Source organism: Thermostichus sp. OS-CIW-29 (genome assembly GCF_054058195.1).
In genome coordinates this window covers 1-18,249 of sequence record NZ_JBSSAB010000012.1, presented here as the reverse complement: position 1 = coordinate 18,249, position 18,249 = coordinate 1, and the positions used below count along the sequence as shown (strand labels likewise).

Here is an 18,249-nt window from a genome sequence, read left to right as displayed (position 1 = left end):
CTCGATCCACTTGCGTTAAGGGTGCCCTCGATGATTAGTGTGGAACCGATCTCTGTGGACGAGTTTCGCCAGCTCATGGCCGCCGATCTGGACGCTTGCTGCGAGGCCTTTGATTTGCGGGCGGAGTACCTGCGTCTGCAGCAACAGCGGCTACGCTCCTGGGGCATGCTGGCCTTTGGTTTGATAGCAATAGCCTTGGTCATCTTCTTGGGGATGCGGGATCCCGGCTCTTGGGTGCCCTATGCCGCGGCTGCCGGGATCCTACTGCTGCTCCTGTTGGGGATCCTGAGAGCCAACTTGCGCTTGGGAAAAAGCCTGCATCGCATCCGCCAGCGTTGGCAGGAAGCCCACCTGCTCAACAGCACCCCTGAGATGATGAAGTTTGCCACCGATCTGGCCCGCAAAGTAAAAGACTACAACCACTGGGTCAACGAGCTCCAACAATCCCTGCAGGGGGGGCAGCATTGGCGGGATTTTCGGCAACTCAGCGAGGCCGAGCAGAAGTACATCCAATCGCTGTTTTTACAAGTGCGGGCCCAACTGGTGATGGCCCTACAGGTGTGCCGAGCTTTGATCGAGGATCCACAAGCCTCTGTGGCTCAGTATCTCAACCAAATGGTTGCCCGGGATCAGCAACTGTTGGAGCAATTTACCGCCAAAAACCTGACCGCCAACCGCTACGTGACCTTGGCTCGCCAGCTATCTGTGCTGGAGGAAGATTTGCAAGCCCAGCTCAGAGCCTTGGGATCCCGATGATACCCTGTTGGAGGTGTCCAGCAGCGTATTCATGGGCAGTAGAGGCACTCGAAAATTGTACGGCCTGTTGCTTGCCGGCGGACTGGGCTTGCTGGGATGCGGGGATCCGAATGTACCTCTGACCCAACCGCCCCCCGATGCTTTTCGGGTTAGCACCCCACGGCCACCGCGCCTAGATCTGTACCCCACCCCACCACCCACGCCAACTCCTACGCCGACACCACCCCCCAGCTTGCTGGAGCTCACGGCCCGTTGGTTGGGGATCCCTTGGCCGCCCCAAGAGACCAGCCTGGTGAGATTGAGCGCCCGTTTCCTGGAGATCCCACTACCCCCGAAGCCGCGCCGCTCCGCCAGCCCCTCGCCTCAGCCTTCCCCCAGCCCAGAGAGTGAGGAGAGAAGGCAACAAGGCCGCGAAACCTAGTCCGCACCGCTGGCCTCTGGGGATTTAGGCGCCTACGGTCACCGGCTCCGTTTCTCGAACGCGCAGCTTTTCACAGGGGATGGTATCCGCCAGAATAGAGCTGGCCATCATACCCGTGTGAATCTCCAGTTTGGCTCCAGGCACCGCCTCAAACAGCAGCCGCTGGCCTGGAAAGACCACCCGCTCAAAGTACCAGTTTTCGATATTCGTGATGCGAACCACCTGAATGGAGCTGGTCGCATTGATGTAGCTACAGGTTATTCGCTCTGCTCGTTTTTTATCGGGGATTGCATCGAGTGTTTGCATTGTTCAGATCACCAGCCCACTTTGCTCAGCCTATCATCTACCCTAACACCGCCTGGGGATCACTGCGGTAGTCTGCGATACGGCGATCCCAACTGGCAGAAATCAATCCTGGAAAAAATAACTTCTGTATTTTACCTTACTGTTTCGATTTCCAAGAGGGTTCTGCAATTCGAGGAAGATTTGAATTAGGATTTTTCCCCAATATGGGACAATTTCTCATAGAAAATCTCCACAGAGTAGTAGTCAGGATTACATTTTTCCGTTCCCTTGGAGTTTGGGGATCAGGGCTCTTGGATCCTCGATCCGGTCGTCGGCTGCGGCGAGGATTGGCCGGGATCCCAGTTCAGGCCCTCCACCCGCAGCTCCAGAGCCCCCGACTGGCGCACCGGATTGTACTGCAGGCTAAAGCCATAGGTGCGGCGGTCGTAGCCCAGGCGATAGACGACATCCACCTGCTGGCCCGACTGCAAATCTACCGTTGTCTCTGCCCCTACCCGCAGCGGGCCGTACAGTTGTTGCAAAAAGCCCAGGACGAGCTGTTCCCGCGTGGTGATGCGGTCAAACAAAAATGGCGAGGCTCCGGCCAGAAAACCGTTGGAGTAGGTCACCCTCAGGTTGGTGTAGTCGAAGGTATCGGCCACAAAAGCCCCAATCACCGCATCAATGCCAATACTGCCGGCAGTATAGCTCTGGGCTCGGCCATTAGAGTAAAAAGACTGGCTGCTGCTCACACCGGTGCTGAGCCAGATCCCTTGCTCGATGGGCAGAGCGGAAAAGCGGGGTGGGGGATCCGCCGCCGTCTTGGGAGGGCTCCAGAGGGGAAAGGAGCGATTCAAGGTTGCCCCCAGTTGCAGGCGGGAGAGCTGAATGCGGTCGGTGGTGTTGGCTAAGGCCAACTCCGGATCCGTGTCGATTTCATCCGGCTGCCCCAAGGCATCAATGTAGTCGGCGGCTATGCGGTAGCTGAGATCCAAGCCGGTATTGCCCAGGCGGAGGGTGGGTGAGCGGTAGCTGGCACCGAGGCGGTTTTCCACAATTTGAAACCCCAGGCGACCGCTGAAGAAGCGTTCCCGATAGGCGTAGGTGTAGGCGACTTCTCCGCCATCGCCGGTGGTGATGCGGTGTTCGACCTGGGCTCGCAAGCGCTGAGCAAACTCCTGGAAGACGATCCCCCGCAGCTCGGCAAACAGCGAGGTTTGAGCGTTGGCTTCCGGTTGCCGCCAACGAAAATCGGCCCGCAGCCCGATCCCATCCAAAAGGCCCTGCTCACTGCCCCAAAGACGTTGTGGATACAGTTGCGGGGAGAGCACCAAGCTCACGTTGGGATCCCGCAGCAGCTCGAAGTTGGGTTGCAGGATCAGGCCCCGTCGCAATTCTTCTCGGTCGAAATCATCGTAGAAGATGCTGACCGGAGGCTGACGGTTTAATGAGTCGAAGCGCAACCGAATGGGCAGAGGCAGAAACAAGACCTGGTCGAAGGCCAGTTGGCCGGCCTCGGCAATCAAAAGGCTGGAGCCATCGGCTTGCAGGGTGGAGGTCACCCGTGGGCTACGAATCTCCAACTCCGGCGGATCCAGCGGGTCGTTGGTCAGCCGCACCTGTTCTCCTTCCCAGGTGGTGGCATCGAAGCGGATGCGAACGGCACGAAAGCGCACCAGCCGCTGCGGAGAGAGGGCGGCTGCCGGGGATCCACTGGCCTGCAACTGGCCAATATCCACCTGCCCGAAGGCCTCTTCCAAAAATCCCCGCTCTTGCTCAAAGTCGTACTCCAGCCGGGATCCCTGGATGCGCTGCCGATCCAGTTGAATAGAAACATTGCCCTCGGCCACAGCCCGCCGCTGTCGCAGTTCAATGCGCAGGCGATCCGCCCGCAACACAGAGCGGCCCAGCCGCATCTCCACATTGCCTTCTGCTTGGAAGACTTCCGCCCGTTGATCGAAGGTTTGCCGGTCAGAACGCAGCCGTAACGTTCGGTCGGCAAGGGCGCTGAGGTCAGTCGTATCCATGGGCTGAGCGCCCCCCTTCTTCTGGGACTCCACCTGAGCCGCAGTAGGGCCGGCAACTGCCAACCCCAGCACCCCCAAGCAGAGCCAGAGCAACCGCAACCCTCTCATAATCACCCGGCGCAAAACTTCAACACAGATCCCCTACGGCTTCCCCAGCCCGCTAGCTTGTGGCCAACTGGGAAAGGTTGAGGACTCGGTTGAGCTTGCCGCTGCGGTAGCCCTCCAAATCGAGACTGACATAGAGATAGCCGAAGGATTGCAGGGCCTTGACCAGCGCTTCCAGATTGGTTTTCTGCACAAACTCCACGATCTGATCCGGAGGAAGTTCGATGCGGGCGGTGTCCTTCTCCGAGCGCACCCTGACCTGCCGCCAACCCAAGCTGCGCAAGTAGCGCTCCGCCGCTCCCACCCGACGCAGCTTCTCAGGGGTGATTGCCTCCCCGTAGGGAAAGCGAGAGCTGAGGCAGGGTTGGGCCGGTTTATCCCACCAAGACAGCCCCAGGTGGCGAGACAATTGCCGCACCTCCAGCTTGCTCATCCCCACCTCCGCCAAAGGGGAACGCACGCCGCGCTCCCGAGCTGCCTGTGTCCCCGGTCGGTAATCGGCCAGATCGTCGGCATTGAGACCATCCACCACATGGTTATATCCCTGGGCTTGGGCCAACAGGCGCAAGGTATCGTGCAAGTGACTTTTGCAGAAGTAACACCGGTTAACAGGGTTGGCAGCGTAGCTCGGATCCTCCAGCTCGTGGGTTTCGACGATCTGATGGCGGATCCCGATTTGCCGAGCCTGCTGAATTGCTTCTTCCAAATCTTCGGGCAGCAGCGAAGGAGAAGCAGCGGTGACAGCCAGGGCCCGCTCCCCCAGCTGATCGCAGGCCAACTTGGCCACCAGGCTGCTATCAACCCCCCCAGAGTAGGCCACCAAGACCTGCTCCATCTCGGCGAAGATCTGGACAAGCTGCTGGAACTTGTGCTGCAGGACGGGATCCCACTCCAGCAGGGGGTTGGCCGCTATTCCTCCCTCTCCGGGGGGGAGAGGGTCGAGACGAGAAGCGGTTGGGCCTTGGGCTGTGCTCATGAAGACAGAAGATGCCAAGCGTTTGGATAACCAAGCAAGGGCACCGTCTCGCCACCGCCGGCAGGAGAAGAGCCGGTTGCGAGCAGGGGCAGGGATCCCCCCTCTTTCTATTCTTTCCCAGAGATCCCCGACTTTCCAACGCTTCTCCCCAGCATGGGATGCGGGATCCCTCAAGGAAAAGTAGACAATTGGGCAATCTATCCGTAGTCCGCTGACCTGCTGTCGCGATTGTGCTATGCCTCCGGCACCCTACCGGGAACCGCACCGCTTCGCGATACGCTGAATGAAATGGGTTGCAGTGGCCCCTTATAATTTTTTCTGGGTTCTCTGCCACAATTGACCTCACAGCTTTTTCCGGCGACACTTGCTACAGCCAATGCAGAGATCTCTCTTGGCTATGGGGATCCCACCTATTTTGTAGAACTTCATGAAATCAGAAAAAGCTGTACCCCTCTCCTAGCGCACTATGGCTTTGCAACTTGAACCCGCTAGCCCGCCAGAAGTGGCCGTCTATCAGCCCTATTACGCTGTTGCCCGCCGACAGTACCTAGCCCTCGCGGTGGGCCTCTACAAAAAAGCCAGCCTGGAAGGGCAGAGGGCCATCGAGGGGGAAGAGCCTGTCCGCTTCTTGGCCAGTTGGCATACGTCCCCGTTGCCTTCGGATCTGACGGTGGTTCAGGTCATCTTTGCTCAGGATGCAGATCTCACCTATCAGCTCTCCATCGCCAACTACGAGTTTGTGGATTATCTGATTGATGTCGTCTCTTTGGTGCAGCGCGGACAACAGCCGGATTTCTCCACCGCCTTTTACAAGAAACTGATGCGATATGAAGATTGATCTGGGTTGCTCAGCCACCATCACCCTCTACGACACCACATTGCGGGATGGGGCCCAGCGAGAGGGTCTATCGCTGTCGGTGCAAGACAAGTTACAGATTGCCAAGCTGCTGGATCGGCTGGGGATCCCGTTTATTGAAGGGGGCTGGCCAGGAGCCAATCCCAAGGATGTGCAGTTTTTCTGGCAGATGCGGGAAGAGCCCCTAGAGCAAGCCGAGCTGGTGGCTTTTTGTTCTACCCGCAAGCCGGGGCGGCGGGCGGCAGACGATCCCATGCTGCAGGCCATTTTGGCGGCGGGCACCCGCTATATAACCGTCTTCGGCAAGTCTTGGGATCTCCACGTCACCGAGGGCCTGGGCACCACGCTGCAGGAAAACCTAGCCATGATCCGCGACACCATTGCCTATCTGCGATCCCAGGGGCGGCGGGTCATCTACGATGCCGAGCACTGGTTCGATGCCTATCGCCACAACCCCGACTATGCCCTGCAAACCCTGGTGGCGGCTGCCGAGGCAGGGGCGGAGTGGCTGGTTCTCTGCGATACCAATGGCGGATCCCTGCCCCACGAGATTGCGGCGATCACGGCAGCTGTCTTGGCAGAATCCCATCACCTGCAGCACTTGCCCCTAGGGATCCACACCCACAACGACTCCGGCACTGCTGTGGCCAATGCCCTGGCGGCGGTGCAGGCAGGGGCGCGCATGGTGCAGGGCACCATCAACGGCTATGGGGAACGCTGCGGCAATGCCGACCTGTGCAGCGTCATTCCCAACTTGCAACTGAAGCTGGGCTATCGCTGTCTGCCGCAAGAGAAGCTGCAACACCTGACGGAGATCTCCCGCTCCATCAGCGAGGTGGTCAATTTGGCCCCGGATGACCATGCGCCGTTTGTGGGCCTATCGGCCTTTGCCCACAAGGGTGGGATCCACGTCAGCGCCGTTCAGAAAAACCCTCTCACCTACGAGCACATCGCCCCCGAGCAAGTGGGCAACTGTCGCCGCATCGTGGTCTCAGAACAGGCGGGGCTGAGCAACATTCTCCACAAAATGGCCGGATTCGGGATCCGGCTGGACAAGTCGGATCCACAGGCGCGCTTGATTTTGGAGCGGCTGAAAACTTTGGAGCTGCAGGGCTATCAGTTTGAGGCGGCTGAGGCCAGCTTTGAGCTGTTGGTGAGGGGGTTGTTGGGTCAGCGCTCGCATCCGTTTGAAGTGCTCAGCTTCAACGTGACGACCACCACCCGCTCCGATTGGAACAGCAAAGACTGGGATCCCAGTGGCGAAGCAACGGATGTGCAATCTTTGGCGGCGGTGAAGATAGCGGTGCAGGGGCAAACTCGAGTGACAGCGGCGGAAGGCAATGGGCCGGTGGCTGCTCTGGATGGGGCGTTGCGCAAGGCGCTGCTGGAGTTTTATCCCCAACTGGAGGCGATTCACCTGTCTGATTACAAGGTGCGCATTTTGGATGGGCGAGCCGGCACCTCGGCCAAAACGCGCGTGCTGGTGGAGTTTAGCGACGGTCACCGCCGCTGGACCACGGTGGGGGTTTCCACCAACATCATCGAGGCCTCCTGTCGGGCTTTGGTGGAGGGCTTTGAGTATAGCCTGCTGCCGCCCAGCTCTCCTTTGCCGGCTGCGGCAGAGCACCGTTCTTCTCCGCTGGCTGCAAAAACGGCCTCCCCTTGAAGAAAAACCTTCAACTGGCTTTACCCTGGCAGCGCCCCTCTACCCCAGCAAGCTAAACTGTAACCACGACAGCTATGCGAATCATCGGCCTGACGGGCGGAGTGGGCACGGGCAAATCCACGGTCGCCCGCATCTTGGAGCAGCACGGGATCCCAGTAGCCGATGCAGATCAAATGGCCCGCCAGGCCTTGGCGGTGGGATCCCCTATTCGCGAGCGGGTACTGGAACGCTATGGGAAGGCCATCCAAACACCCTCCGGGGATCTGGATCGCCGGCGGTTGGGCCAGATCGTGTTTGCAGATGCCGCTGAGCGGGCTTGGCTAGAGGCCCAAATCCACCCTTTCGTTAGAGCTCAACTGCAAGATTTTCTGTCCGCGTTGGCGGAGCAGAGCTCTAAAGTCCATGGGGTGCCGCTTGAGGAAGAGCCTGCCTCCCAAAAGCGTAGCGGGGTAGGATTTTCTTCTGGGCAGGGATCTCAAACCGTTTGTCTGATGATCCCGTTGCTGTTTGAAGCCCACATGGAAAATTGGGCCAGCGAGATTTGGGTGGTGACTTGCACCCCAGAGCAGCAGCGGCAACGCCTTGCCCGCCGGGATCCCCTGACGCCGGAAGAAATCGAAGCTCGCATTGCCAGCCAGTGGCCTTTGGCGGAAAAAGTGCGCCGTGCAGACGTGGTGCTGGACAACTCCGGATCCCTGGCTGAGCTGGAAGCCCAGGTGAAGCAAGCTTTGGCGTCGGCGGGCCAGAGGCCATTTGCCTCACCCCCGCGGGCCGGATACAGTGACGGATAGGGGATCCCCTACGCCCCGGTGGGACGGAGGGTAGCCATGTACGGGTGGGTTGAGGGAGAAACGATGCAGGAAGCAGGCTGCGTTGGCGAGACGGAGTTTGCTCAAGCTCTGGCCGCGCGGGAGCGGGAAATCCAGCTTTTGCGAGAGCGCAATCGCATCTTGCAGGGCCAGATAGACCTTCTGGAGCTGCGCCAAGAAAAGCAACACCGGCAAATTCGCAGCTATGAGGCGGAGATTGAGCAGCTTTACCAAGAGAAGCAGTTGCTGGAGCAGATGATTCAAGAGTTGCCAGAGCTCTACCGGCGCAAGCTGCAAGCCCGCCTGCAGCCCATCCGCCAGCGCATCGCCGCCATCCAGGCAGAGAATCGCCAGCTCAGGAAGGAGGTGTATCAGCTCAGCTACCGCGTGCAGCACATAGATCAGCTCGACTCGCCCGGCTGGATCCAGCTTCCCTCTCTGCGTCGCCGGGATCCCAAGTCCTCAGCGGAGCGGAGCACAAAAGCTCTGCCGGTCTCCCCCCCTGGTGTCCAGCCCTGCTCTTGATGGGCAGGGAGGGATCCCGCCATCGAGAAGCCAGAATAGGGGAGCCCCGGTGGGATCGCGTCAGCAGAGCAGAGCTCTTGCGCGGTTCCGGTTGGGGCGCTGCTTGCTTGGAGATCCCGGAAATGGCCACCGCTGGCAACTATGAACCCCTGCATTTAAAATACCGCCCGCAGCGCTTTGCCGATGTGGTCGGCCAAGGAGCGGTGGTGCAAACGCTGGCCAATGCCATCCGGCTGGGGCGGGTGGCGCCTGCCTATTTGTTCTGCGGGCCGCGGGGCACGGGAAAAACCTCCAGCGCCCGCATCTTGGCCAAGTCTTTGAATTGTGAACAGGGGCCGACGCCGGATCCCTGCCAGGCGTGCAGCCAATGCCGCGCCATCACTGCGGGAGCCTCCCTGGATGTTCTCGAGATTGACGCGGCCAGCAACACCGGCGTAGACAACATCCGCGAGCTGATCGAGCGGGCCCAGTTTGCCCCGGTGAACAGCCGCTACAAAGTCTATGTCATCGACGAGTGCCACATGCTCAGCAATGCGGCCTTCAACGCCTTGCTGAAAACTCTTGAAGAGCCGCCCCCCCGCGTGGTATTTGTCCTGGCCACCACTGACCCGCAGCGGGTTTTGCCCACCATTGTTTCCCGCTGTCAGCGGTTTGACTTCCGCCGCATCCCCCTCGACGACATGGTGGCCCACCTGGGCAAGATCGCCGCCCAAGAAGGGATCCCTATCACGCCAGAGGCGCTGCAACTGGTGGCCCAACTTTCCCAAGGGGGCCTGAGGGACGCCGAACGCCTGCTGGACCAGCTCAGCCTCTTGGAAGGATCCATCACCCCTGAAGCCGTTTGGGACTTGGTGGGAGGGATCCCGGAACAGCAGCTTTTGGCTCTGATGGATGCGCTGCTGGCTCAGGATGTGCAGGCGGTGCTCAGCCAAACTCGGCAATTGTTGGAGCGGGGCAAAGAGCCCTTAGCCCTGTTGCAGAACTTGGTGGCCCTTTACCGGGATCTGCTGCTGGTCAAGACAGCCCCCCAGCAACGGGAGTTGGTGGCTGTAACGGACTCCACCTGGGCAGCCCTGCAGCAACGGGCCCCTCGCTACTCGGTGGAGATACTGCTGGCAGCCCAGAGCCATCTGCGCCAGTGTGAGCCGCAAATTCGTCAAAGCGGACAGCCCCAACTGTGGTTGGAAATTGCCCTAGTGGATCTGCTGGGCCAGCTGCGCCCAAGCATGGTGGCTGAGGATTCAGCGGAACGGAGTCCTTTCCCAGCCCTTGACCTATCTCCTGCACCCCAGAGAACTCCCCCGGACGGGACAGCCCCTCCGGCCCCTGCTGCGACCATCAGCCCATCAAGCCCATCAACTGTTGGTGAGATAGATGAATTAACTGTTGGGCCTTCAGCCTCCCCTGCTGTTGCGTCGAGCCAGAAGGCAGATCGCGCTACTCGGACGGAGTCCTCGGAGCAGCCCAGAGAACCGGCAAGGGACGCCGCCACAGTCAAGCTGCTGCGCCCCCACTGGGACGAGTTCCTCAAGCGCCTCTCTCCCCTCACCAAGGCTCTGATGGGATCCGGCCACCTGCACCAAGAGACTCCTGAAGCAATTACCCTCGCCTTTCCCAGCAAGGGTCTGGTGGAAAAAGTGCGCAGCAAAGAAGCCGAACTGCGGTCGGTGCTCCACAACCTGCTGCAGCGCCCTGTGCAGCTCAACTTGATTGTGCAGCGCTCCAGCGGGCCGCATGTTTCCATTCGCGTCAGCGGTGCGGAGTCCTCGGCACTGCTCAGCCGAGAAACAGACCTGCCCCCCGCCCCCGTGGCCCCGGATCCTGTCACCACGCCGGGGTTGCAGAGCGATAGCACCAACAGTCGTGCTTCCTCAAGGGAGCCCAGAGCAGAACCGCAGAGCCACGGCCTTGCCCGGCGACAGCAACATTCCCCTTCTGACTCCAACCCACCTTCGCCAGAGCCTGAGCGGGACAATCCTATGGGTGGCCCCAAGGTGGCCGGCTTGGCAACCCAAGGACTTTCTCCCGCCGGTGCGAACAAAGTGCTCCGCACCGCTGTCGCGACCGATTCTCCAAGTCGTGCAGAGCGCCGCGACACCCTGCACGGTGGGCAGTCCTTCGAGCTAACCCAGGAGCTGGCGGAGATTGCCCGCTGTTTTGCCGACCACTTCAACGGCAGCTTGGTGGATTTGGAAGGGGTGTTGGAGTCTGACGTGACGGGATCCACGGAAGAGCTCTCCTCAATAGAGGCTATAGAAGCCGAGGGATCCCCTGACCTGCTCTCCGGTGAGACCTACGGCTCGCCAACAGGAGCAGAGCCGTCCGCGTCAGCGGGGCGGAGTCCTCATCCCGTAGACTTTCCCAATGCAGTAAGGAATCCGTCCTACCGGCGTGAGCAGTCTTCTCAGCTTGCCGTTCGCCTCAGCGGGACGGAGTCCTTGGAGGAGGAGGTGCCTTTTTAAGCGCTATCTAGCGCTATCTTAAGTTTGATAAAGCCAGCCTCATCTTGCCGACGATGACCTTCCCCATCTCTCCCTTAATTCGCTGCGCTGTGCAGGCTCTGTACTGGGGACTGGTTCTGCCCCTACCCATCCTGCTGGCTCGGCAACAGGCAACACCTCTTGAGCTGGGATCCCTTTGGATTGCTCTGCTGCTGGGATGGGGGGTAGTCCTGGGATCCCTGAGCCAGCAGATTCAGTTGGACGAAGAGGGCATGCAGGCCACCTACCCCAGTTGGGTGCCGCCTTTTGTGCGGCAGGAGTGGCAGATCCGGTGGGCCGATATCGAGCGCATTGAGCCCCGCTCCACCAGCCAGGGTGGTATGGTGTATTACTTGGTCAGCCGAGGGGGGGATCGCGTACTTTTGCCGATGCGGGTGACCAGGTTCAAGCAGCTGTTGGCTGAGATTCGACGGCACGCTCAACTGGAGATTGGCGGGCTGCGCCCCTACGTTCAGCCTTGGATGTACGGGCTCCTAGGATGTTTTGCTCTGCTTCTGTTGCTCTGGGATGGGATGGTCGCCATCTGGGTCTGGGCAAGTCCGGTGGGAACCTAGCGCAACCACAGACGGTTCCGGGTCTAGCCATCCCGACAGGGATCCCAGCTCCAGCGGGCGGTTGCAGTCCAGATCCCGCCCACGCCCTTCTGCGCAAGCGTTGCGGAGCAGCAGGATGGAAATTTGGAGCAGGTTGGAAATGAGCTGATACATTTACGCTGAACACTGCTGAACATCACTGTTCAACTATGCAGCGATAGCATTCTGTTTGTTTCCAAACAGAATGGCGGTATCCCGCAAAGCTTTGAGTAGAATACCCAAAGCGCAGTTTCCGTGTCGTCTTACTACCAATTTTCTGCTTTGCTTTGGCTACCATGTTGGCAGACTCGAAAGTAAACAGAAAGATCAACTGGTAGTAATCCGTACTGAACATATTATACATTATTTTCAGTATAGTTGAGCTTATTATTGACTAGAGTCATGCTCCTCCGCTGGGCGACCCCTGGTGGCGGTGGGGGTATCCTGAGAGCAGTGGAACTTAGCCCCCTCTTGCCAGCTCTTCCCCTTCGCGACAGCGGTGCGGAGCACTTTGTCTGGGATCCCTGCTGCCCCTTCTCTGGAGAGGTTGAGTCTTGAGCAGGTCAACCTCTCCGCCTCTTCGCTGGCCTTGCTGGACCATTGCCCCCGCCTGTTTCGCTATGTGTACCTGGAGCGGTTGATCTGGCCCGCTGCCAGTGTTTTTGAGCACGAGCTGGAGCAGAGGCGCGGACGGCAGTTTCACCGTTTGGTGGAGTGGCACAGCCGCGGGCGGCAGGTGGAGCCGCGTTTGTCTGCCCTGGATGAAGTGGTGCAGCAGTGGTGGCAGGTGTTCTTGGCCAGCTCCCATGCCCATCCCCAGGGACGGGTGTTGGCGGAGTTGCCCCTGTGGCAACGGATTGAGGGCTTTAAGTTGATAGCCCGTTTGGATCGGCTGGTGATTATCCCCGGATCCCTGCACATCCTGGACTGGAAAACTGAGCGTCAACGTCCTCGCGATGCACAGTTGGCCCAAGACTGGCAGGTGCGCCTTTACCCTCTGCTGCTCTGCGAGGTGGCCCAGCAGCTGCCCCTGGAAGGCCCTTTTGAGCCGGAGCAGGTGCAACTGACCTTTTGGTATGTGCAACATCCGCAGCAGCCCTTCCACCGGTATTACAGCGCCGCCGCCTATGAGCAAGACCTGGCCCACCTAAGAGCCACTCTGAACCACCTGCGGCAACTGGAGGCGCAAGACTTTCCCATGACCCCCCACACTGAGCGCTGCAACAGTTGTCTGTTTCGCTCCCGCTGCCATGGGCTGCTACCGGAAGGGATCCCCTCTCAAGACCTCACGGATTGGGTCTGGCCAATGCAGGAGCCCGCGACACCTGCGGATCCCATCGCCGATACTTATTGAGGGCCGGGGCAGGAGCTGTTTTGGCAGGAGCTGTTTTGGCAGCAACCCATGCATACCCTATTATGGGGCCATTCGCGATAGCGAGACGGAGTCCTTTGTTCCCAACGTTTCCCATCTGGAAAGGCTACGGCCAGGGATCCCCGTTTGCAGGGCTGAGCGTGGAACTGGTGCCCCTGGTGTGGAGGATAACTGCAATTTTCTCGGAGACTTGCATACTGGGTTAGATGGTTTTATCAGCGCTGTCAACTGTGATCGCGAGTGTCATCTCCAGTACTTCCACCGTCCGGGATCCCGACTGGGATGTAGAAGTGGCGGGCCTCTACAAGCGTTTTGGCGATTTTGTGGCCCTCAATGGCATTGAGCTGAACATCCGGCGGGGGGAATTTTTCGGCCTGCTGGGCCCTTCCGGCTGCGGCAAGACCACCCTGCTGCGCATCCTGGCCGGCCTGGAGATGGCCGATGCTGGGGAAGTGGTGATTCGAGGTCGCCCGGTGGGCCACCTGCCCGCCCACAAGCGCAACGTCAACACGGTGTTTCAGAGCTATGCCCTTTTCCCTTTTATGACGGTGGAGGACAACATCGCCTTCGGCCTGCGCATGCGGGGTGTGCGGGGAGAAGCTCTGCGCAAGCGGGTAGCGGCTGCTATGGAATTGGTGGAGATTGCAGCTCTGGCCAAGCGGAAGCCCCATGAGCTGTCGGGGGGACAGCAGCAGCGGGTGGCCTTGGCTCGGGCTTTGGTGAACGAGCCGGAAGTGCTCTTGTTGGATGAGCCGCTGTCGGCGTTGGATGCCAAGTTGCGCAAGCAGCTTCAGGTGCAGTTGTGCGAGTTGCAGCGCCGCCTGGGCATGACCTTTATTTTCGTTACCCACGACCAAGAAGAGGCTTTGGTGACCAGCGACCGGGTGGCGGTGATGCGGGCGGGGCGCATTGAGCAAGTGGGCCTTATCGATGAGGTGTACGAGCGCCCGGCGACGGCCTTCGTAGCCGACTTTTTAGGGGCCAGCAACCTGATCGAGGGGATCGCCTGTGGGACGGACTGTGTGGATACGCCCTTGGGAAAGCTGAAGGTCTTGGGGATCCCGGCCAGCTCGGAACCGGTGCAATTGGCCATTCGCCCGGAAAAGATCCAGCTCTCTCGCAGCGGCTGGGATCTGCTGCCCAACCAGGTGCCGGTGCGGGTGGAAAACCTCATCTACACTGGGGCTGAGAACCAATACCTGTTGCGGACAAACCAAGGTCAGCAGCTCAAGGCCACGGCCCTCAACACCGATATTGAGGATGCAGGGTTTGAGATCGGCGCAGCGCTGGTGGCCCACCTACCCCCGAAAAGCCTAATCCGTTTGCGACCGGATCCCCGTCAGGAGGAGACTGGATGTTGAAGCTGCCATCTCCTGTGGGCAAGTGGATCCCTGGCCAAGCCCAGGTGCGATTTGGGGAGCTGCTCACCCCTTGGCAGGAGCTGGGACGCAGCCTGATTTTTGCTGGGCCAGGGGTGCTGTGGGTGATGTTTTTTCTGGTGCTGCCGGGGCTGTTGCTGTTGGTGTGCAGCTTTCTCAGCCGCGGGGAGTTTGGCCAGATTCAACTGCCCCTGACCCTGGAGAACTATCTGCGCATTCTCGGCTTTGGCCCCTTGGGATGGACGCCCATCTACTGGCAGATCTTGGGCCGCAGCCTGCTGGTGGCGGGGGTGACCACCTTTTTTTGCGTGCTGCTGGCCTACCCATTGGCTTTCTTCATTGCCGCCCACCCACCCCGACAACGGGATCTGTTGCTCACCTTGGTGGTGGTGCCCTTTTGGACGAACCTGGTGATCCGCACCTACGCCTGGATGGTGGTGCTGGCCCCGGAAGGGTGGCCGGCTCGCTTGGCGGCCTGGCTGGGCTGGATCCCACCGCAAACGGCTCTGTATCCCAGTTGGCTGGCGGTTTATCTGGGCATGGTCTACACGTTTTTGCCCTACATGGTCTTGCCCCTGTACACGGCGGTGGAGCGCATCGATTGGCGGCTGGCGGAAGCGGCACGGGATCTCTATGCCAAGGGTTGGCAGGTCTTTTGGTGGGTGCTTCTGCCCCAGACCTTGCCTGGACTGGCGGCGGGCCTCATTCTGGTGGGGATCCCGGCTTTCGGCATGTTCGTAGTGCCGGATTTGTTGGGGGGCAGCAAAACGCTGTTGATCGGGAATGTGATTCAGTTGCAGTTTGGCTCCAGCCTGGACTATCCTTTCGGGGCGGCCCTCAGCTTTTTGGTTACCGGCCTCACCCTGGGGTTGATCTACGCCTACAGCCGGTATGTTGGCACCCGCAGCCTAGAACATCTGGTTTGAGGAGCTGCTGTGGGCCTTGAGCAAAGCCGCCAGTTGCTTGCGCATCAGGATCCCGGGCTTATCGGTGAGCATGTGCTGCTCGGCGCTGAGGGTGAGGGGCACGTCGGGATCCGTGGTCTCCAAAATGGCTTTGTCTTCCAGGGTCACGGCCCGGTCAAAGCGGATAACCTCGGCGGCTGGGGTATCGGCTTCGGTGTCGTTGCGCAAACAAAACTGCACCACTTGGGAGGCTCGGTCGTTGATGGGGGTGGGGATGTTGACGATGACATGGCTGCGGCCATTGGGGTAGCGGATGTGAAGGTGGTTGGTGAAGGGCAAATGCCAGGTTGAAGTGGTGGTGCGCTCGGTTTTGGCGGCAGCAATGCCCAGGTTTTTTTGTTGCAGCTCTGGGTTGGCTACACCGAGCACTGTGCGGGTGCGGATCCCGTAGTCCAGCTCCTCGACCTCGAAGTGGCTGGGTACCAAGTCTTCCATACTGCCAAAGGTGTTCTGGTGTACAAAGCTGATGTGGGCGGCGTCGAACTCGTTCTCGCAGATGCGCAAACTGGCACATTCCCAGCGTTCGTAGAACTCGTGGATGAGCCGGTAACTGGGATCCTCAGCTTCTGGGATGACCGGGATCCCCCGTAGAGGCTGGGGATGCAAGCACACCCAAGCATAGCCATAGCGGGCCTGGCAGAGATAGGCGGGAATGCGGTAGCTCTCTGGGATGCGGGCCTGATCCGGCAGTTGCGGCACTTTGACACAGGCTCCCGTGCCATCGAACTCCCACCCATGGTAGGGGCAGCGGATATGGCCATCACAGACGATTCCCTTGGACAATTGGGCCGACCGATGACAGCAGCGATCTGCAACTGCCTGGGGCTGTCCGGCTTTGTCCAGCCAAAGGACGATCCTCTCTCCCAGCAGCTCAAAAGGTTGCGGGGATCCCTGCTCCAATCGGCTGAGGGGCATCACCGGGTACCAAAAGCGCCGAAAGACAGGATGCTGGGTCACCAACATGGCAAAACCATCTTTATCGTATGGCCGGATTCTGTATAGCAAATTCGTGAATTCGGTTCCGTAGCCCGCGCCACAATCTCTATTTGGGGATCTTGCAGATCTGGGCAAACTCATTCCCAGGGGAGCTCAACTCATGGGGAAACCCTAGAACCTCTGGTACGGTAAAGATACTGATCTTGCGTTTGAGTTTCCAGAGGGATCCCTTGACCTCAACTTTGCCTTCTCAGACCCTCTTGCAGGCTCTGTACACCCCTTCCCCTGCTTGGGATGCCATCGTCATCGGTGCTGGGATCGGGGGATTGGTCGCGGCCAGCCAGTTGGCTGCCAAAGGATACCGTGTGCTGGTGCTGGAAAAATACCTCATTCCAGGGGGCAGTGCCGGCTACTTTGAGCGTCCGGATCCCTTAGGCAACGGGATCTACCGCTTTGACGTGGGCGCTTCCATGATCTTTGGATTGGGCACCCAAGGCACCACTAACTTGCTGACACGGGCTTTGGCAGCGGTGGGCCAGTCCATAGACTCTATCCCCGATCCGGTGCAGATTGCCTACCACCTGCCCAAGGGGCTGAATCCCCGAGTACACCGGGATTACGAGCAGTTTTTGCAGGAGCTATCCGGCTACTTTCCCCAGGAAGCCGCCGGCATTCGCCGGTTCTACGACAGCCTGTGGCCCATCTTCAACAGCCTCAACGCCATGGAGCTGCTCTCGTTGGAGGAGTGGGGCTATCTATTTCGTTCTTTTGTGGGCAATCCCCTCGGCTGCCTGACCTTGGCGCGCTATTTGCCGGTGAATGTGGGCCAGGTGGCGCGGCGCTGTCTGCGGGATCCGGATTTGCTGCGCTTTGTGGATATGGAGTGCTACTGCTGGTCGGTGGTGCCGGCGGATCGCACGCCCATCATCAATGCCGGGATGGTGTTTTGTGACCGACACTACGGCGGTGTCAACTATCCCAAAGGGGGGGTGGGGCAGATCGCCCAAAAGCTGGCCCAGGGACTAGAGGCCCATGGCGGGCAGATCCGCTACAAAGCACCCGTGCGGCGGATCCTGGAAGAAAGAGGTCGGGCGGTGGGCGTAGAGCTGGCCAGCGGGGAAAAGCTCTTTGCCCGCACGATCATCTCCAATGCCACCCGCTGGGACACCTTTGAGCGCCTATGGCCGGGATCCCTGCCCAGGGCGGAGCGGCAGTGGCAAAAACGCTACCAGCAATCCCCTAGCTTTTTAAGCTTGCACCTGGGGGTGCGGGCCGAGGCCCTGGCCGGCGAACGCTATTGTCACCACATTCTCCTGGAAGACTGGGATCAGATGGAGGCTGAGCAGGGCACCCTTTTTGTCTCCATCCCCACCCTGTTGGATCCCGACCTGGCTCCCCCGGGCCGCCACATTGTTCATGCCTTTACCCCCAGTTGGATATCCACCTGGCAAGGGTTAAGCCCAAGCCAGTACCAGACCCAGAAACAGCAAGCCGCCGACCGCCTCATCCGCCGCCTGGAGGCCCTTTGGCCCCAACTGGGATCCCACATTGAACTGAAGGAGATAGGCACCCCCCGCACCCACCGCCGCTTTTTGAGCCGCAGCAACGGCACCTATGGGCCTATCCCCAGCCGGGATCCCTGGGGCTTGCTGGGCATGCCCTTCAATCGCACCGCCATCCCCAACCTGTATTGTGTGGGGGATAGCACCTTCCCCGGCCAAGGGCTCAATGCCGTTGCCTTCTCCGGCTTTGCCTGCGCCCACCGAGTGGCAGCGGATTTGGTTTAGGTTGCCCTTATCCTTGCTACTCCCTTCTCCCTCTGGGAGAGGGGCAGGGGATGAGGGTTGAGCGGCGCAGAGGGTTTGGGAGGCAGTTGATGGTCAATTCAAACAACAATGAGACGCTAGCCAGTAAGATAGCGTCCGTTCCCGAAAGCAGGCTGTAGGCCTTTGAATCAGGACATTGTCCAGAATCAACACAGATGTCCTCTTCAAACTCGGTATTCAGCTAGAAATCGCAGGAGCCCCGCACTGTACCCGTAGGGTCACTGCCGGGAGGAATGCGCTTTGATGAAGTACAATGAACTTATGAGCCAAGT

At 59.8% G+C, this 18,249-nt stretch carries 16 protein-coding genes; 12 read left to right on the top strand and 4 right to left on the bottom strand.

Annotation, left to right across the window (positions count from 1 at the left end; all coding sequences use genetic code 11):
• The first annotated feature begins 30 nt into the window (after nt 1-30).
• Together ACVWZJ_RS06120 and ACVWZJ_RS06115 are read left to right on the top strand one after the other, a co-directional pair.
• Nucleotides 31-756, top strand: coding sequence for a hypothetical protein (locus ACVWZJ_RS06120; RefSeq protein ID WP_011432937.1), 726 nt, complete (start codon nt 31-33; stop codon nt 754-756).
• A 31-nt stretch (nt 757-787) separates the two neighbouring features.
• The gene (locus tag ACVWZJ_RS06115) at nt 788-1,177 is read left to right on the top strand and encodes a hypothetical protein (RefSeq protein WP_011432936.1); all 390 of its coding nucleotides are present in this window, start codon (nt 788-790) and stop codon (nt 1,175-1,177) included.
• 24 nt (nt 1,178-1,201) lie between these two features.
• Here the strand turns inward: ACVWZJ_RS06115 and ACVWZJ_RS06110 are convergent, their stop codons facing one another.
• The 3 genes from ACVWZJ_RS06110 to larE all read right to left on the bottom strand — a co-directional run bounded on the left by ACVWZJ_RS06110 (nt 1,202) and on the right by larE (nt 4,570).
• Complete coding sequence (locus ACVWZJ_RS06110) at nt 1,202-1,483, bottom strand: DUF1830 domain-containing protein (protein ID WP_011432935.1); 282 nt, start codon at nt 1,481-1,483, stop codon at nt 1,202-1,204.
• Between the two features lie 281 nt (nt 1,484-1,764).
• Complete coding sequence (locus ACVWZJ_RS06105) at nt 1,765-3,597, bottom strand: DUF3769 domain-containing protein (protein WP_457395312.1); 1,833 nt, start codon at nt 3,595-3,597, stop codon at nt 1,765-1,767.
• A 52-nt stretch (nt 3,598-3,649) separates the two neighbouring features.
• Nucleotides 3,650-4,570, bottom strand: a complete 921-nt coding sequence (larE, locus tag ACVWZJ_RS06100) for an ATP-dependent sacrificial sulfur transferase LarE (RefSeq protein ID WP_414417221.1) — start codon at nt 4,568-4,570, stop codon at nt 3,650-3,652.
• A 466-nt stretch (nt 4,571-5,036) separates the two neighbouring features.
• On the opposite strand from larE, the gene ebsA reads away from it, so the two are divergent.
• The 9 genes from ebsA (at nt 5,037) to ACVWZJ_RS06055 (ending at nt 15,176) form a co-directional block, all read left to right on the top strand.
• Complete coding sequence (gene ebsA, locus ACVWZJ_RS06095; protein ID WP_414343182.1) at nt 5,037-5,408, top strand: type IV pilus biogenesis protein EbsA; 372 nt, start codon at nt 5,037-5,039, stop codon at nt 5,406-5,408.
• Nucleotides 5,398-7,092 (top strand): citramalate synthase, encoded by a 1,695-nt coding sequence (gene cimA / locus ACVWZJ_RS06090; RefSeq protein ID WP_457395309.1) that lies wholly within the window; start codon nt 5,398-5,400, stop codon nt 7,090-7,092. Before ebsA ends, cimA begins: the two co-directional genes overlap by 11 nt.
• Before the next feature lie 74 nt (nt 7,093-7,166).
• On the top strand, nt 7,167-7,883 hold the full coding sequence (gene coaE / locus ACVWZJ_RS06085; RefSeq protein ID WP_457395306.1) for a dephospho-CoA kinase: 717 nt from the start codon (nt 7,167-7,169) through the stop codon (nt 7,881-7,883).
• Between the two features lie 36 nt (nt 7,884-7,919).
• A complete protein-coding gene (locus tag ACVWZJ_RS06080) occupies nt 7,920-8,426 on the top strand; it encodes a hypothetical protein (RefSeq protein WP_414417218.1) in 507 nt (168 codons plus the stop codon).
• Between the two features lie 122 nt (nt 8,427-8,548).
• The gene (locus tag ACVWZJ_RS06075) at nt 8,549-10,888 is read left to right on the top strand and encodes a DNA polymerase III subunit gamma/tau (RefSeq protein ID WP_011432928.1); all 2,340 of its coding nucleotides are present in this window, start codon (nt 8,549-8,551) and stop codon (nt 10,886-10,888) included.
• Nucleotides 10,889-10,941: 53 nt separating this feature from the next.
• A complete protein-coding gene (locus tag ACVWZJ_RS06070; RefSeq protein WP_414331790.1) occupies nt 10,942-11,481 on the top strand; it encodes a hypothetical protein in 540 nt (179 codons plus the stop codon).
• A 517-nt stretch (nt 11,482-11,998) separates the two neighbouring features.
• Nucleotides 11,999-12,853 (top strand): PD-(D/E)XK nuclease family protein, encoded by an 855-nt coding sequence (locus tag ACVWZJ_RS06065; protein WP_011432926.1) that lies wholly within the window; start codon nt 11,999-12,001, stop codon nt 12,851-12,853.
• A 239-nt stretch (nt 12,854-13,092) separates the two neighbouring features.
• Nucleotides 13,093-14,232, top strand: coding sequence for an ABC transporter ATP-binding protein (locus ACVWZJ_RS06060; protein ID WP_148202818.1), 1,140 nt, complete (start codon nt 13,093-13,095; stop codon nt 14,230-14,232).
• Complete coding sequence (locus tag ACVWZJ_RS06055) at nt 14,226-15,176, top strand: ABC transporter permease (RefSeq protein ID WP_011432924.1); 951 nt, start codon at nt 14,226-14,228, stop codon at nt 15,174-15,176. The genes ACVWZJ_RS06060 and ACVWZJ_RS06055 overlap by 7 nt, the downstream gene beginning before the upstream one ends.
• On the opposite strand, the gene ACVWZJ_RS06050 is transcribed toward ACVWZJ_RS06055, so the two are convergent.
• Nucleotides 15,159-16,178: an aromatic ring-hydroxylating dioxygenase subunit alpha gene (locus tag ACVWZJ_RS06050; protein ID WP_011432923.1), complete on the bottom strand. Its 1,020-nt coding sequence runs from the start codon at nt 16,176-16,178 to the stop codon at nt 15,159-15,161. The genes ACVWZJ_RS06055 and ACVWZJ_RS06050 overlap by 18 nt on opposite strands.
• A gap of 203 nt (nt 16,179-16,381) precedes the next feature.
• Here ACVWZJ_RS06050 and crtH point away from each other — a divergent pair, with 203 nt between their 5' ends.
• Nucleotides 16,382-17,938, top strand: a complete 1,557-nt coding sequence (crtH, locus tag ACVWZJ_RS06045) for a carotenoid isomerase (RefSeq protein ID WP_011432922.1) — start codon at nt 16,382-16,384, stop codon at nt 17,936-17,938.
• The last annotated feature ends 311 nt before the right edge of the window (nt 17,939-18,249 follow it).

Excerpts from the sequence above, each read along its gene's own strand:
- ACVWZJ_RS06120 (WP_011432937.1), top strand. The coding sequence starts at position 31 with ATGATTAGTGTGGAACCGATCTCTGTGGACGAGTTTCGCCAGCTCATG.
- ACVWZJ_RS06115 (WP_011432936.1), top strand. The coding sequence starts at position 788 with ATGGGCAGTAGAGGCACTCGAAAATTGTACGGCCTGTTGCTTGCCGGC.
- ACVWZJ_RS06110 (WP_011432935.1), bottom strand. The coding sequence starts at position 1,483 with ATGCAAACACTCGATGCAATCCCCGATAAAAAACGAGCAGAGCGAATA.
- ACVWZJ_RS06105 (WP_457395312.1), bottom strand. The coding sequence starts at position 3,597 with ATGAGAGGGTTGCGGTTGCTCTGGCTCTGCTTGGGGGTGCTGGGGTTG.
- larE (WP_414417221.1), bottom strand. The coding sequence starts at position 4,570 with ATGAGCACAGCCCAAGGCCCAACCGCTTCTCGTCTCGACCCTCTCCCC.
- ebsA (WP_414343182.1), top strand. The coding sequence starts at position 5,037 with ATGGCTTTGCAACTTGAACCCGCTAGCCCGCCAGAAGTGGCCGTCTAT.
- cimA (WP_457395309.1), top strand. The coding sequence starts at position 5,398 with ATGAAGATTGATCTGGGTTGCTCAGCCACCATCACCCTCTACGACACC.
- coaE (WP_457395306.1), top strand. The coding sequence starts at position 7,167 with ATGCGAATCATCGGCCTGACGGGCGGAGTGGGCACGGGCAAATCCACG.
- ACVWZJ_RS06080 (WP_414417218.1), top strand. The coding sequence starts at position 7,920 with ATGTACGGGTGGGTTGAGGGAGAAACGATGCAGGAAGCAGGCTGCGTT.
- ACVWZJ_RS06075 (WP_011432928.1), top strand. The coding sequence starts at position 8,549 with ATGGCCACCGCTGGCAACTATGAACCCCTGCATTTAAAATACCGCCCG.
- ACVWZJ_RS06070 (WP_414331790.1), top strand. The coding sequence starts at position 10,942 with ATGACCTTCCCCATCTCTCCCTTAATTCGCTGCGCTGTGCAGGCTCTG.
- ACVWZJ_RS06055 (WP_011432924.1), top strand. The coding sequence starts at position 14,226 with ATGTTGAAGCTGCCATCTCCTGTGGGCAAGTGGATCCCTGGCCAAGCC.
- ACVWZJ_RS06050 (WP_011432923.1), bottom strand. The coding sequence starts at position 16,178 with ATGTTGGTGACCCAGCATCCTGTCTTTCGGCGCTTTTGGTACCCGGTG.